Origin of the sequence: Endozoicomonas euniceicola (assembly GCF_025562755.1) — a bacterium.
Lineage (GTDB): Bacteria > Pseudomonadota > Gammaproteobacteria > Pseudomonadales > Endozoicomonadaceae > Endozoicomonas_A > Endozoicomonas_A euniceicola.
In genome coordinates this window covers 2,379,311-2,395,122 of the sequence record NZ_CP103300.1, presented here as the reverse complement: position 1 = coordinate 2,395,122, position 15,812 = coordinate 2,379,311, and the positions used below count along the sequence as shown (strand labels likewise).

At 49.7% G+C, this 15,812-nt stretch carries 8 protein-coding genes; 3 read left to right on the top strand and 5 right to left on the bottom strand.

Features of this window, described 5'->3' with window-relative positions; translation table 11 throughout:
• Positions 1–21: 21 nt before the first annotated feature.
• A complete protein-coding gene (tnpC, locus tag NX720_RS09130) occupies positions 22–1,695 on the top strand; it encodes an IS66 family transposase (RefSeq protein WP_262595730.1) in 1,674 nt (557 codons plus the stop codon).
• 67 nt (positions 1,696–1,762) lie between these two features.
• Here tnpC and tnpA read toward each other — a convergent pair whose 3' ends face one another.
• A complete protein-coding gene (gene tnpA, locus NX720_RS09125; RefSeq protein ID WP_262600820.1) occupies positions 1,763–2,185 on the bottom strand; it encodes an IS200/IS605 family transposase in 423 nt (140 codons plus the stop codon).
• A 65-nt stretch (positions 2,186–2,250) separates the two neighbouring features.
• Between tnpA and NX720_RS09120 the strand changes: the two genes are divergently transcribed.
• A complete protein-coding gene (locus NX720_RS09120) occupies positions 2,251–3,423 on the top strand; it encodes an RNA-guided endonuclease InsQ/TnpB family protein (RefSeq protein ID WP_262600819.1) in 1,173 nt (390 codons plus the stop codon).
• Positions 3,424–3,474: 51 nt separating this feature from the next.
• Here the strand turns inward: NX720_RS09120 and NX720_RS09115 are convergent, their stop codons facing one another.
• Complete coding sequence (locus tag NX720_RS09115; protein ID WP_262600818.1) at positions 3,475–10,782, bottom strand: AAA family ATPase; 7,308 nt, start codon at positions 10,780–10,782, stop codon at positions 3,475–3,477.
• Between the two features lie 280 nt (positions 10,783–11,062).
• Here NX720_RS09115 and NX720_RS09110 point away from each other — a divergent pair, with 280 nt between their 5' ends.
• A complete protein-coding gene (locus NX720_RS09110; RefSeq protein ID WP_262600817.1) occupies positions 11,063–12,883 on the top strand; it encodes a sigma 54-interacting transcriptional regulator in 1,821 nt (606 codons plus the stop codon).
• Positions 12,884–12,978: 95 nt separating this feature from the next.
• Here the strand turns inward: NX720_RS09110 and NX720_RS09105 are convergent, their stop codons facing one another.
• The 3 genes from NX720_RS09105 to NX720_RS09095 all read right to left on the bottom strand — a co-directional run bounded on the left by NX720_RS09105 (position 12,979) and on the right by NX720_RS09095 (position 15,784).
• Positions 12,979–13,728 (bottom strand): hypothetical protein, encoded by a 750-nt coding sequence (locus tag NX720_RS09105; protein WP_262600816.1) that lies wholly within the window; start codon positions 13,726–13,728, stop codon positions 12,979–12,981.
• Between the two features lie 152 nt (positions 13,729–13,880).
• Positions 13,881–14,651, bottom strand: coding sequence for an SDR family NAD(P)-dependent oxidoreductase (locus NX720_RS09100; protein WP_262600815.1), 771 nt, complete (start codon positions 14,649–14,651; stop codon positions 13,881–13,883).
• 35 nt (positions 14,652–14,686) lie between these two features.
• Complete coding sequence (locus NX720_RS09095; RefSeq protein WP_262600814.1) at positions 14,687–15,784, bottom strand: ATP-NAD kinase family protein; 1,098 nt, start codon at positions 15,782–15,784, stop codon at positions 14,687–14,689.
• Between the last annotated feature and the right edge of the window lie 28 nt (positions 15,785–15,812).

The following is a 15,812-nucleotide window of genomic DNA, read 5'->3' as shown; positions in this document are numbered from 1 at the left end:
AAAGTCGTCTACTTTTAGAGTATGCAAAATGCTCATGTTTCAGGATCAGGCACAACACCTGCATTACTGCCTGCCCCCTTTGCTACCTCGCAGGTCATCCTCACCAAGCAGGAACACATCCAGCTAAAACAGCAGGCCAACCTCTGGCATGCCATGTGGAAGGCGGCCTGTGGCCGAGAGAAAAAAGTATTGGCTAAAAATGCCTCTCTTATCGCTCAGCATAAAGCCGAAATGGCTGGGTTGAACACCCAGGTCGCTGATCTGAAATCAGAACTGGCACACATGAAGCACTTGCTTTTCGGTCGTAAATCAGAGAAGACCAGTTCTTCTTCAAAGAAAAGTGGCAATACTACCCGGCCACCTTCAAATCGAAAACGAGGTCACCAGCCCGGAGTCCCCGGCTCTGGTCGCCATCTTCACAACAACCTGCCAGTGGTTCATGAGTCTGTAGACTTACCAGTGGACAAACAGTGTTGTACAGTCTGTCACCGGCCATTCAAGTCTTTTTTCAATGACGACAGCTGCGACGTAATTGAAGTTGAAGTTAAGGCTCACGTTCGTCGTTATCACCGAAGGCATTACCAAAAAACTTGCCAGTGCCCTGAAACGCCCAATATTACTACTCCACCACCTCCACCAAGACTCATCAACAAAGGAAAGCTTGGTATTTCTGTCTGGGTGGAGCTGTTGCTGAATAAGTACGCATACGGCATCCCCATAAACAGGCAACTTGAGTCTTATAAGACTCAGGGACTGGAACTGTCGCAGGCGACCATCTCCTTTGGCCTGGAAGCTATAACGCCCTTTTTTGAGCCGGTTGCCGAAGCTACTCGGGAATTCGTCGCCAGTAGCGATCAGTGGCATGCTGATGAAACCCGGTGGATCAGCTGGGCACATGAGACCACAGGTTCTCACAAACATTGGCTTTGGGTATTTCTCTGTGATCAGGCGGTTTATTTCAGCATTGCTGACACCCGTGCGGCTGTCGTACCAGAGTCGATCATTGGTGACGGGGCTGGAACGCTGGTGTGTGACCGATACTCAGCGTACAAAAAGCTTGCGAATGATGCGGTGTCTATTAATTTAGCTTTCTGCTGGGCTCACGTCAGGCGGGATTTTATTGACGCTCAACGAGGTGATCCGGAGTTGGAGAAATGGAGCGCCACCTGGGTGAACAGGATTGGTCGTTTATATCATCTTAATAGTCAGCGACTTGAAGTGCTTGATGAACCAGAGCAGCTAGCAACACAGCAGTTACGGCTTGAACATCAGGTAGAGCAGATGGCAATCCAGAGGGTTCAGGAACTTAATCGTCCTAAACTGCGAGTCAGAGCGAAAAAAGTGCTCGAAAGTCTACAGAATCACTGGGAAGGATTGACCCGCTTTGTCACTGATCCCGGTATCCCCATGGATAACAACGCTGCAGAGCAAGCACTGCGCACAGGTGTCGTTGGCAGGAAGAATTACTACGGCTCTGGCAGCGTATGGAGTGCTGATATAGCCGCTTTTCTATTCAGCGTTTTTATGACGCTAAAGCTTTGGGATATTAATCCAAAAATCTGGCTGGGTGCCTATCTTGAGGCTTGTGCCATAAATGGCAGGAAGCCACCTAATGATCTCACTCCTTATCTGCCCTGGTTAATGAGTGAGGAGCGGCTTTGTGAAATGCGCAATCATGATCCGCCAAAGGTATAACAATTGGAGGCAACAATAGGGAAAAGCGGTGTCTTAATTGCTAATTTTGAAGCGGTTTGTAGAAAAGTTACGTACTCTGGCTATTAACGTAGTCCTTCAGAGTCTCGATAGTTGCACCGCCAGCACTGCAAGCAAAGTAAGACCTTGACCACATTAAGCCTGCTTTGCTCTGAGCAGTAAGGTGGGTATTCAGCATTCGCAACCGTCTTGATGATGTTGATTTGAGATTATTTACCATGACACTGATAGCCAGTTTTGGTGGGTAGGCCACCAACAGGGGTACGTGATCTTTTTCGCCATCCATTTCAAGTAACTGGCATTCCAGTTTTTCACATGCACTCTCGAACGACTCCCGTAACTGCTTGATCATATAGCCATCAAAAAGCTTTCGTCTGTACTTTGTCGTGAACACCAAATGAACAACCAGCTTGGTAACGCTATGTCGTTTGCGAAGATACCCTTTAAGCAAATCTTTATTGTGTGCGCTCACTTGAAAACCTCTTTCAAATACCTGTAATATAAACTTTATATTAATGAGCACTGAAATAACGTTCCATGCTGAGAGCCACCAAAGTACGAATCTATCCAACATCAGAGCAGGCGGAATTTCTCGACCGTCAGTTTGATGCTGTGCGGTTCGTATGGAACAAGGCCCTGGCTATTAAGGTTCATTATTACAAGGTTCGTGGGCAGAGCCTTTCTCCCAAAAAACACCTGAAGCCCTTGCTGGCAAAAGCCAAGAAAAGCCGAAAGTACTCATGGCTGAAAAACGCTGACTCTATTGCACTGCAACAGGCCGCTATCAATCTGGATACGGCCTTTCAAAACTTTTTCAATCCCAAATTGCAGGCAAGATTTCCTCGCTTCAAGAAAAAGCATGGCAAGCAAAGTAGCTACCATTGTACGTCTGTCTCTGTGGGCGATAACGGGATAAAAATCCCCAAGTGCAAGCCCATAAGGGCTAAAGTGCATCGTGAAATAGTGGGTAAGGTGAAGTCTGTCACCCTGAGCAGAACGCTAACCGGCAAGTATTTTGCCTCCATATTGGCTGATGATACCCAGGAACAACCAAAACAGATTGATAATCTTGAAGCTAATCAGGTTGTCGGTGTTGATATGGGGATTACTGATCTGGCTATCACCAGTACCGGCCATAAGACTGGCAATCCTCGCTTTCTGAAAAAAGCACAACGTAACCTGAAAAGAAAACAACAGGCTCTATCTCGCTGCAAGAAAGGCTCAAAAGGTAGGCACAAAGCCCGTTTATTGGTGGCAAAGGCGCATGAGCGTGTAGCCTTTGCCCGTAATGATTTTCAGCATAAGCTATCAAAACAACTCATCGACGAAAACCAAGCGGTGATTGTGGAGACACTGAAAGTTAAAAACATGCTCAAGAACAAGCGTCTTGCTCGTTCTATTGCTGATGCTGGCTGGCACTCACTGATAACCAAACTCGAATACAAGGCAAAGCAGGAAGGTAAACATCTGGTGAAGATAGACCAGTGGTTTGCATCCTCTAAAACTTGCTCAGTCTGCGATTTGAAACAGGAAAAAATGCCATTGAGAATCCGATCATGGGAGTGTAGCTGTGGTGCTATCCATGACCGGGATATTAATGCAGCTCGCAATATCAAGAAGCAAGGCATATTGAAATTAAAGGCGGAAGGACTGTCCGTTTCTGCTGATGGAGGCTTGCGTAAATCCGGCAGATTGTCGGTTGCTGCCTAAGAAATCAGAAGCCTCACCCGATAGGGTGGGGAGCAGTCACCAAAATCACTGTCACCGGAGGTCAAATGAATCCAGATCCACAGTATTCAGGAACTCCTCTGCAATGGTTATTAACTCTTCAGAATTAAGCACCAGCGCATTACTGGCATTGTGTGCCTGCCGTAGGTAAGTAGCTTTAAGACCATCTCTAATATAAATCAAATTCGACAGCAAGTTATACAGCTCTTCAGGAGAGGATGGCTCATGGGTACCATAAAAAGAATAAGGCTCATCGGAACCTGTATCAGGAGTTAGAATGGACCAGCAACAAGTTAAACGACTTCCCTTCGCATGTGTCATTTGATAGAGGTAATGACTAAAGGCTTGCTTAAGCGCATCACGGCATTGCTTTTTTGAGCCGTCAAAAATCTTTTTTTCCTCGGGTGTCAACTTACTGTTTTTATTTTTTTCCTCCAGTCGCTTTAACTCTGGACTATTCCTGACTTTTTCCTGAAACAGCTCTTCATATTTTTTATTAAATTTTGTGTCTCTCCAATTAAGACAGCCCGCGATAATCACCGGACGATGACTGGCCTTACCTGAGATAAACCGGGGAAATGCGGGTTGTCGTACCAGCATTCGCTCGACGTTTGGAATGCTCTCAGGCTGGTCCGTCCAAGAGTTCTGCAACGACGAGCTGGTGATCCTGGTTTCAAGGAATGAAGACTTACCTCCATGGTTATGGGTCACGATAAAATGATCACCACGTTGCTTTTGCTTTTGCTCTTGGTAAAACCGCTGCCAGTGCTGACTGTTATTTTCCGGGGACAATAATGTTCGATACCATTTTTGCAAACAGCTGTCGGCCTGAGTTCTCAGTTCATCGACACTTTGCAGGCGTACCAACAGATTATGTTGCTCAAGTGCTTTATCAGAATAATTGTAAACATCCGGTAATGGATCTAACCAGCCCGCCTGCAATGCTTCATTGGCAAAATGAATGACGGAAGGGCGGGTAAGCTCGACACCATTCAGTACATTCATTATTGTACTTAGCCATTCGAGAGAAGATTCTTTACCTTGGATAACCATTCTTGAGTGTAACTTTCTGAGTTCCACGGTCACCTGGTCTTCATCACTGTTGGACAATATCTCTTTAACCGCCTCAAACAGCAGTTCATATTTTCCTTTATCCACAGTACCGATAAGCTGCTTCTCTTCAGGGCTCAGCTCTGTCCTGGCCTCCAGCAGAGACCCCCCCAGAGACAAACCGGTTAAATCTTTCTGTTTCCACAGTTTTTGAACCAATTCGCAGGTCTCTGGCAATGCGCGGCCTGCCTCAAGGGCTTTGTGCAGCTCCTCAAGACTCAGATCACAAGCTTTGGCCAGACTCTGGAGCTGTTTCGGGTCTGCACCTTTAAGGAGTTCCGCGATCCTCCTTGTCTCAGTACTGGAACCGCTTTTGCTCTTATCAGAAGGCTGAAATTTAGTCCCGATCTGCCTGACATGTGCCGGAGCTCCGCCGAGATCCATTGATTCCCAACCAACACCACCGTTCAGTGAATACTCTGAATATACGTGAATTTCACTATCTACAAGACGAGAAGGAATGCCAAAATAGCGGCAGATAGCCACAAATACGAACGCTCGGTGTCGACAGCTTCCCTGCCTTTTCCGTAGCAGAAAACCGAATAAATTTTCATCACTTTCAGGCCTGCTGTCCCCCTTAAAGTCACTGCAATACTCTGTTATTGCCGCAATACGATTTTCCTGAGTTCTTGCCGACTTAATCCTCCGAATCAGTTTTTTTTGCATCGGCGGTATATCCGATGTTTCAAAGTTGCTAAAGAAATCATACAGCTCTGACTTCATTGACTCGGGAATAGTGCAGTCTGTTCGCGTACTAACTGCTGACGTATCGCAGGGCGAAAGCATTGAGTGGGGTTGGGGCACCTCTCTATTTTCTACAAGGTAGTCAACCCTGAATGGCTGCCCATCAATGGCATCCGGAAAGCATATCCAGTGCTGGCCAGTCAGACGATCTTTTCTCAGTCTATAGGGTATAGCTGGCGTGACTCTTAAAGCGGGAATCTTTTCATTAGAATGTAAGCCCGGTAAACGCTGCCATTCTTTTGCTTTACGGAGCTCTACCGCACCAAGGCTCTGTCCTGTGTCCAGAGCTACTTCTCCCTCAGGAAGTTCATATGGAATCACCGTTTCAAGACCGTATTCTCCTTTGACAAAAGGAACCTTCCCAAGGTTTCCATGACAGTCCATCCTTATATCAAGGACTTCCAGACGATACATACGAGGATCTATACCATTGTTAAAAATCCTTCTGGCTGATAACTCAGGCATTTTCTGGCAGTCATAGTCGGTTTTCCTATCCATAAAGGTGATCGGTATTGCTTCCGCACCAGCCCCTTCATTCGCTTCACCCCGGCGGAGCGGAGTTAAAGTGACTTTGTGTATTTCCCTCCAATAGGCCGGCCACAAATGCGTTTTATTAAAATCCCCCTCCCTTAGCTTCCGGTCTGCCGCCTCCAGGTAAGGTGTGTTTTCAGGCATTTCCAGAACCAGCTGTTGTTCCTTCGTCAGGGCAAAAACAGTATTTGCTCGTACCCCCGTCCGACCAAACCTCTGGTCAAACCAGTATTGCTGCCAGTTCCGATAAATAGCCTGAACCAACCTATCATCCGTATCATTCGGCTTAAGAGAAAGGCCCGATGCCTGCCATTGAGCCTGAGCCAGCATTTTGATGGCTTCCGTTCTCGCTTCTGAGTCACTCAGACTGGCCTTAATACGAATCTTATGGCGTTCGGTATTAATGTCGTTGCAATCACTGCGCTGTATCGACCAGGGGCGGTCAAGGTCTGTTACCGTCTGGTTGAGCCAATCGCAAAGGTCACGATCAACCTCCACTTTTCCGGGTTCCGTACCTGCCAGTTCCGGCAGTTGCTCTAACGAGGTTTCTGCTGCCATCAGGTAAAGCCGATAGTGTTGACGGATGCATTGACCCAGTGCGGTTTCGGTGAAGTCCCCGCTTTTGACGACAGCCCTGGCCACATTCTGCAAGTCAAGGCTGGAGGGCTGCAGTGGCCGGTTTTTTCCCTGTAAACAAGCCCTCAGTCGACAGTGCCACCGCGTCAGGCATTCGGCTGCGGATTTCCCTTCCGCCGTCTCCGGCAGCACGCTTTCTGCAATAGCCTGGAGTTCAGCCGGGCTGTATTGACGAATGGGCAGGTACCGGAACCGTCCTTTCAGGGCCGGTGACAACGGTTTTCTGCCACTGTATTCAGGCGGGTTGGTGGTCGCAAACAGATGGAAGCCGGGGTGGGCATCCCCGGCCAGAATATCATTCAGCTCCCCTTCCAGGTGCTGGCTGTCAATCAGGTTCATTTCTGAAACCACGACGATACCGCCATGGACTTTCGCCTGCCGGATGGCGTTGCGTAACGTATCCCAGGAGCAATCGCAGCCGTTCAGGTGGTGCACTGGCGGCATGGTCTGTTTCTGTTCTTCAACTTGCCGCCTGAAACTGTTGATCAACAGATTCAGGGTGACATCCTTGCCACGCCCGGCAGGACCTTCAACCAGGGTAGCCTGTCGGCCACCATGCTTACGGTCGCGATGATAAGCCTGCTGGCAACGACTCAAATCCTGGCCAAGCTGTCGCACCAGCTCACTGACCGCCGACCCGGAAGTATCAAACTCTGGTTTTGCCTGCCCGGTAACCTTTATAAATGTCTGTCGAATATTGGTCAGGGCCTGGTTATGCACCCGGTCACTCAGGGTAGAGTCTACCGGGTAGCGGGCAGAAAACCAGGATTCCAGGGCGGTTTCAGCCCCTTGCCTGGCTCCGGAAATTTCCGGGTTCAATACATCCCGGAAGCTCTGCAGGATCAGCCCGTTCATCTGCTCGCTGGTGACAGGGCCTCCGGCCGCAGTATCGGATAACGCCCGGTCCAGGTACCAACCCACCCAGCCGCAGATATCCGTCAGGTCCCTGGGGGTAAACTCATGCTCCGGCAACAGCTCCGGATAATATTGCCATAGCGCCATCACACTCCCGGTGGCAAGGCGGGCAATAGCTTCTGCCTGCTGTTCCGGAATATGACGCTGTAGCTGTCTGGCCAGGGCAGGCTCGACCACCCGGTCCCTCAAAAAAGCCTGGTTTAGTGATGGGTAGTAAGCCTTCGGCAGGAGCGCTTCGAGAGCCGGGTCCAACTGGCGTCCGGCGTAGTGATCCGGGTTACCCGTGAGAATCACACGGTGTTGCGGGCTGACTTTAACAGGATGGCCGTTCACGTAAATACAGGGTTCCGGTTCCCACAAACCTTTCAATGAGGCCAGTAATCCGGTCTGGGCCAGGTTGGCCTCATCCAGCACCAGGGTGACATAGTCTCCGTCAGCGGCGGGTTGAGCCGTTGCCCACTCCATCAGCACCCGGTTTTGCGACTCCATGTACCGGTCGCCATCTTCGGGACACTCCCGCCATTGCCAGCTTTTCATCAGGGTCTGTTCGCTGTCGGATGGTCCGAGGGAAACCACCCGGCCCCATCCTTTGTCCCTGGCCACTTTGGCTGAAAAATAACTTTTCCCGGTTCCGGTTTCTCCCTGCAGGAAGATGACCGGGGAATCCGAAAGCCGCTCACCCAGTCGGGATAAACGACGACTTTCACGATCCTTCTGGTTCATGGAGCCATGATAGAGATCACTCGCCAGGGACGGGAGGGGAGCCTCGGTACTCCCCTGCCACGCAAGCGATTGATCCAGTCGTGCAGTGATGCGCCTGATGCATTCGGTCTCTTCATTGTCAGTGACCCCGCTGCTGATGCCAAAGCATTCCGCTGCCAGGGCGTGAATAATCTCTGACCGTGTCCGGGTATCCTTCTCACGTAACTGCCAGCCGGAAGCCAAGGCATCTTCCAGACGTTTAACCCGGCTTGCTGACCTGATGGTTAGCGGTTCATGCTGTTTTGCCTCAATGGGGTCAACCCCCAGTTGACAAGCCACTGCCTGTCGCTGCTCCTGAGGGACATGGGCAACAATCAGGGCACAGAGCCTGTCCAGGCATTTCGCCTTCCCGAAAGACGAATACGAAACTGTATTTTTATTTTGATTCCCATCGGGCAATAACAGACCCGGGCCAAAGGCTCTGGCCAGTTGCCATACATTCTGCCGTACAAACTCTCTATCAAGCTGCCGGGGGGCGCTGTTGATCACGGCATTCAGGCGGTCCGGGTCAACCCAGTGGGTTTGGCCTGCGTCCGGCAATAACTGTTCGCAGACCACTTTCATAAAATCACGTACCGATGGGTTCTCCCGGGTGCCGTGGGTTAACACACTGTTAATGGCCTTGCGCCAGTGGCGAGGTCCAGGTTGCAAAGCCTGGTCAACCTGTTGTGCCCGTCGGACAGCCCGTATCAGGTTGTTCAGCAATCCTTCCGTCATTTCAGGCAGTGGCTGACAGCAACGGTCAGCAGGGATGGTTTTAAAGGCTTCATAGAGTTGCTTAATGGCCTGCTCAGGCAGCTGGGAACGGGGCAAATTATGACGTGATGAACTGAGCGCCCAGATATCAGCCTCAGGACATCGCTCACCACTTGTGATCACCGAATGCCATAACCGGGATGGGCTTTGTGCGTCTTCAGGCCAGAGCAAGGTGATGTCGGCTTTCGGGTAGGCCTGCAACCTGCCGTTAACCAGCAGTGGCTGCCCACAAACCAGAGGTTCCAGCAGTTGCTGTAAGGTTGGGTTACTCTCCAGACCTCGAAATACAACGGGTTTGCCAGCAAGCAAAGCGGCTTGCAGGCCACTCTGGCGATGACCAAAACGCGCCTTTTTTTCCGAGGCGATATGGATATTGTCAAACAGCTGGCTGAGGCTGGTCTGTTCATTGACCTGAATCACCAGGGGGGCGGGCTTCTGATCTTTAAGCCAGCGAACGGCCAGAGCACTTTGTTGATAAGTGACAGCGGTAAAGGGGGTATTATCGCCGATAATGTGGCTGGAACCACCGACGACTCCCAGCCCAAGTGACTCCGGTTGTCCCTGTGCATGAGTGACCTGAAGCTGCGGCTGTAAGCCTGTCGTCTCGCGGATATTCTGAAGGGCGCCCAGCAGCTGGAACCAGCGCGCCTCACTGAGGGGAGAAGTGACTGTCACCACGCCACCGGCCCGGATCTGATCCACCAGGCTGGTGTTAGGGGCAACCCGGCCTTCCCCGGTAATGCCAATGGGGTTCAACCATCCCGTCATGGTGGCCTGGTTAATAATGATTGGTTTTTGTTTCCCTGACGGCACCGGGGCGGCTGCATTCGCTATGACCATGGTGTTGAACAGAGTCCGCAGTTCCTCTCCCTGTACCGGCGTCTGAAAAAACTCAATATTGTCCGGCAACGCACAGGGAAGGCCGTTGCTTTCATAATGCTTTTGCGCCACCAACTGGCGAATCGCCTGTTCAAACGGGAGGTTATTCCAGTCGGCTCCTTTCAGAACCACCCGTTGCCCGTTCTTCAATTGCTCAAGCTTTCCGGGAATGTGCCGGATTCGCCCCTGCTGATCCACTCCGGGGCCACCAAACAGCAACTGCCGCCAGTGACTGTGGAAATGGCAGTTAATGACCAGGGTATCATCGTCATTCATGACGTCTTCAGTGGCAGGGGGGACTGTCGAAGCTTTATCAACATCCATCCGGGTTTCATCGCTGCCCTGCGGGTCAAACTGCCAGGTATTACCAGGTCGATTAACCCGCCGCCAGAAATCAGCGCCTGGCACCTCGTCACTTTCCCCCACTGACGTCAGCTGCTTACGGTCAGCCAACACCACAAGAGCCACATGCCGTTCCGGGGGGCGCTTCGTCTGGCTGGCTTTGTCATACAGGCAGGGATTATCAGGATCCAGTAAGTCATTAAACTTTGGCAGGTCTTCACAGGAGACAGAACGGATATCAATCACCAGAGTTAATGGCTCGTCATTCTCAAACAGTTTTCCCGGTAGAAGCTGGTGACGACCGTCCACTGAGATGCTCAGGCGGTTCAGCAGATTATTCTCTGAGAGATCATCGGGATGAGAAATAAGGACTGTATGACCTGTTTCTTCACCGTTCAGCGAATGAAGGAGGCTGCGAACTTCGTTGTCACCGTCAACAAAGCGAAAGTCAAAGGATCGGGCAGGCCCGGGAAACGAGGATTCAGGCAGGCTCACCGACCTGTTTTTTGGAGGTAGCGGGGGTTTAGGGGTATCTGGCGTAATTGTCAGCCTGGCAGCAGGCATATGGGCACTGATAACCTTCTCTGGTGCCTTCCGGGACGGTTCATGCTCTTTGGGCGGACTGACCGAAAAATTGTTGTTTTCACTGTTAACTGTTACGTCCACCAGTCCCTACTCCTTTTTAAACTGGTAATTATTATTCTGACCTGAAAGTAATAAATAAGTTTCAGTAGAGGAGGAATGTCCAGCCAACTCTACCCACCTTCATAACCAGTGCCTCAGCGTGAAAGAGCGCCCTGAAATGAAATTGAGAAGTTATTTCAGGGCTATTCCTGAAGGTGGATGATGCAGGCTCATTAGCTCAGATCAAATTATTGAACAGCAGCTCATGTATAATCGCAGGTTATAACGACATAGGATATTAAGTGGGGGGGAGATCATCCAGATGAACTCACTGGACAGTCATAAAAATTGCCCGGATGCATCAAAAAACCAGCTTTTACCTGTTGATTTTTTACCTGTCGATATAGACGACATGTCCGAACTGGTCACGCGACAAACGCTTGATATGAAGTTGCTGTACGCCAACAAAGCCTATTGTGACTTTACAGGAAAATCACCCAGTGAACTTCTGGGCAAAAATGAGATGGCGTTTGTTCACCCGGAGGACCGGGACAAACTCATTCATTATATTCATAGCCATGTTTTAAACAGCCCGGACAGCCACAGCAAAAAAAGTATAACTCTGAGGTTTATCAATAGCCTGGGGAAGACGGCATGGATTGAGTGGACAGGCCACCTGATACTGGATGATTATGGAAAACCTTCAGAATTTCAGGCTGTTGGCCGTGACATCACCCGGGAAAAATCCAGTATCGAGAATATTCTGACTCGTATTAATGAGACCGTTTTTACCATCGATGAGTCAGGTAATATCGAAGCCCTGAACAACATGCTGGAAAAACAGTTAAGCCTGTCAGTGCAAAAATTGGAAAAAGCATTGAACAACACTTTGTTTTCCAGTTCCGGGCCGGTGCAACAACTGCTTCAGACCGGTATTGAGTGTAAAAATATTGAGATTACTCTGCCCCGAAAAAAGTCAAATGCCCGATATTTACTGAGCGGCACGCTGCTGGAACAGACTTCTGATGCCCCAAAAAAAGCCCTCATCATCCTGCAACCACTGACAACTATAAACTCTGTTGCTAACCACTCAACAAAGGCTACAACCCAATACACCTTCGACACCATCATTACCAATAATAAAAAAATGCAGCAGGCGATTAAATACGCCAGATTATTTGCAAACAACAACAGCAATATTCTAATTACCGGTGAAAGCGGCACGGGTAAAGAACTGTTTGCGCAATCCATTCATAACGTTAGCAACCGGAAAAATGGACCATTTGTTGCGATTAATTGCGGTGCCATTCCCAAAGATTTGATCGGTAGTGAATTGTTTGGCTATGTCGAAGGGGCATTCACCGGTGCCAAAAAAGGCGGACAAACCGGTAAGTTTGAACAGGCTTCAGGAGGCACGCTGTTTTTGGATGAAATAGGCGACATGCCGTTAGAACAGCAGGTTGCCTTACTGCGGGTTATTCAGGAAAGCCAAATCATGCGTATTGGTGATAATAAATCGATCCCGGTGGATGTCAGGGTAATATGCGCTACCCATAAAGACCTGCTCACCGAAATCCATAATAAAAACTTCAGGCAGGATCTGTATTACCGGCTGAATGTTATGTCCATTGATATTCCCCCCCTAAGGGAAAGAGGTAGCGATGTCGCACTGCTCTTTGATCACTTTATGGAGAAAATCACCACCACGGTCGGCCTGCCGGTCAAACCCTGCTCCCCGGAGGTTATCGACTGCCTGTGCGACTACCCCTGGCCCGGTAACGTCCGGGAACTGCAAAATACCGTTGAACGACTTTACTATATCGCCAGCGATGAAAGCATCACGGTGAACCATTTACCGGACAATATCAGGAAGCACTTTAACCTGGATAGCCACCTGGAAAGCCACCTGAATAACCATCTCGATAACACCCCATATAACAACGCCCCACAGGCTAAATCCACAAAATCAACGCTCAGCGATATCAGGAAAAACCGTCAGGCAAACACTTGCAACACTGAAAAAGTGGTCATACAAACCGTATTAAATAAGCACAATGGTAATGTCAGCCGAACCGCTAAAGCGATGGAAGTGTCGAGAAGCACGCTTTACCGGAAAATGAGAGCCTACAATCTACTTTCATGACCTCTCTCGAAGCAGGGGCTTAGACCATCCCCTGCCTTTTGAATGGCTAAAGAGTACAAGTATTCAATAGAATCACACTGTACAATGACTACAGTCTATAAATAGTAAGTCACCCCCAGCTTGATATGCTCTTCGGTATCAGATTTTTTAAACCCGGCATAATCAATCTTTGTCTTCTGATAAAAACCAGTGACGTTTATCCACCATTTCTGGGCTGAATCGACAGGCTGGTTGTAGATCACCTCAAGCTTGTCGGCATCAATATTTTTGGTGTCAATATACTCAGGTTGAAAACTGAGATACCGACCATCTTCACCCAGCACAACAGACGCCAGAACATAAGCCTGGTAGCCTTCGCTTTTCTCCTTCTTAACGCCCCCCATCTTGTGCTCAACGCTGACATAGCCAACATTCGGTGCAAGGGACAAGTTCTCGGAGAATGAGTTAAGCTTACCAATCACGCCTAGCGCGGTAATGTCCATCTTGCTGTCATGGCCCTTGATGTAATCCACCGAGGTGCCAATCCCCCGTAACAGGTCACCCTCCAGATTGCGGACACCATAAAAGCGTACCCGTGACGTATTATTGACCTCAGCATCCCCCTGATCCCAGGTCCGGGTATGCTCTACCAGTCCCAGAATGTTGTATTTGGAGGCGATGTCAGAAGCCAGCCCAACGCTGAATTTGTAGTCTCGGTTACCCACCTCACTCCACAGGTAGGTGTAGGTGTTAGTAATATCGGAAGGGTCGATGGATTCTTCCCCATGGACAGAAGGTGCAGCCATAGCTGATGAAAGCAGTATTAACGGAATCCCCGTTAAGTTTGTTTTTATTCTGGTTGTCATTTTTTAAGCCAGTTTATTTTTTTTATGCGTTCATAAGGGGGGGAGCAATCAGAAACACACCGGGCTTTTGGCTTTTGGCTTTTGGCTTTTAGCTGTTGGCTGTTCGTAAAGCGGAAAGCGATCCTGACTGAAGTCCCCCAAAGACAGTAAACTTAAAGCTCCACACCCTCCGTCAATTTACCGATAGCCTTCATACCCGTACCGGCTTTATAGCCGCCATCCATGTCAATAGCTGTGCCGGTAAGATAGGTGCAGTCGTCTGCCGCCATAAAGTGATACATGGCCGCTATCTCTTCAGGCTCGCACATTCTGCCCAGTGGCCAGACGTAATCCTTGAGCATTAATTCAAGCTCGTTGCCTTCCGCATGAGCCATCGGCGTATCAATGGTGGATGGGCAGACGCAGTTCACCCGGATGTTTCGTTCCGCCAGTTCCAGGGCAGCGACACGGGTTACCTGAATAACACTGCCTTTTACTGAGCAGTAGGCACCGTATCCGGGGAAACCAATTTTACCGGCCAGGGAAGCCGTATTGATAATAGAACCACCGTCGTTCATATGGGCAGGCCCGTACTTCAGACCGTACAGAACACCACCAAAATTGACGTTGAATACTTTCAGGTACTCATCCATCTGAGCATCTTCCAGCATTTCACCGGGGACAATAATGCCAGCGTTATTGATCAGGGCATCAACCTTGCCATAAATCTCTTCGGTTGCCTCAAACAGACGCTTGACACTCTCCTCACTGGAAACATCCACATGAACATAACGGCAACCCAGTTCGTCAGCCAGCGCCTGCTGGTCAGTGATGTCTGCGATGATAACTTTCGCTCCGGCCTCACAAAACCGTTTCACCGTTGCCAGACCGACACCAGAGCCGCCACCGGTAATCACAGCCACTTTGTCTTTTAACGAAAACATTACTTTCACCCTGCCTTATACTTTTTTAAATTGGTTTAAGCACTGACCCGGCACATTGTAGATTCCATAAACCCGGTCACTACTTTGGTAAAACCACTCAGGGACTGATTCAGCTGGCTGTCGCCGGTATCCACCAGCAGTGTTTTCCCGGGAATCGCCAGTAGTTTGTCCTTGGTGGCAACAATCTGAATATTCTCTCGTCCTAACTGTTTCAAAATCCGTGGGCTAAGTTGTTGATTGCCCCGGCCAAAAATATGCCCCTGTCCTCCTATTGCTGTCACAATGACTGTCGCTGGTTGATCTTTAATCAGTTCCCATAAGCGACGTTCGCTGGCATCGCTGGCCACCAGCTCACCATTGCGAACCACATCGACACCGATCAAGGTATTATCGAGCCCCAGTCGTTCCATAATGCTGCGGGTGGTGGTGCCGGGCCCGATAATATAAATCCGGTTTGGCTCCATGTTATTCACCACATCCTGGCTGATACCCATTAATGTGGCGGATTCTGACTGACTTCTGACTTTGACATTCTGGATGCACTTACGATTGGCGGGTACCTGCATATAGCCGTATAGCCTGGCGCTGACACGCCCCTGCCGGTAAGCCTCCTCATCAAGATCCATGACTTCGGTCTCACGGGTTTCCGACAAAGTGTTAGTGAGGAACTGAACAATGGCCTGACCTGCCGCTTCCGGGTTAACGGCATAAACCCCCGAATGCATCTTGACCCCGGCCGGTATTCCCAGTACCGGAATACTCTGCCCAATAGCACTGTAAATATTCCGGGCAGTACCATCACCTCCGGCAAACAGAATCAGGTCTACCTGACGTGCAGCCATATCTTCCGCGGCGCGAACAGTATCTTCCGGTGTCGTATAACCTGTCTGGATAGCACCCAGCACAACAGGGTTCAGCCCTGCCTCCCGAACAGCGGCCTCTCCCATCTCTCCGGGATAAGTAAAAAGTTCCAGTGAGTCACTGATCTGCGAGAGCTTCCTGAGTGCCTGTAACGTTCGCTCAAAAGACTCTGAGCGCCCCCCCAGTTCAAGAGCCTGATGCTGAATCTCTGCTCCGTCACTGCCCTTCAGGCCAACTCTTCCCCCCAGTCCCGCTACGGGATTTATAATCACACCGACTTTTTTCATGGACTACATTACG

Coding starts and splice junctions, on each gene's coding strand:
- tnpC (WP_262595730.1), top strand. CDS start 22: ATGCAAAATGCTCATGTTTCAGGATCAGGCACAACACCTGCATTACTG.
- NX720_RS09120 (WP_262600819.1), top strand. CDS start 2,251: ATGCTGAGAGCCACCAAAGTACGAATCTATCCAACATCAGAGCAGGCG.
- NX720_RS09110 (WP_262600817.1), top strand. CDS start 11,063: ATGAACTCACTGGACAGTCATAAAAATTGCCCGGATGCATCAAAAAAC.
- NX720_RS09105 (WP_262600816.1), bottom strand. CDS start 13,728: ATGACAACCAGAATAAAAACAAACTTAACGGGGATTCCGTTAATACTG.
- NX720_RS09100 (WP_262600815.1), bottom strand. CDS start 14,651: ATGTTTTCGTTAAAAGACAAAGTGGCTGTGATTACCGGTGGCGGCTCT.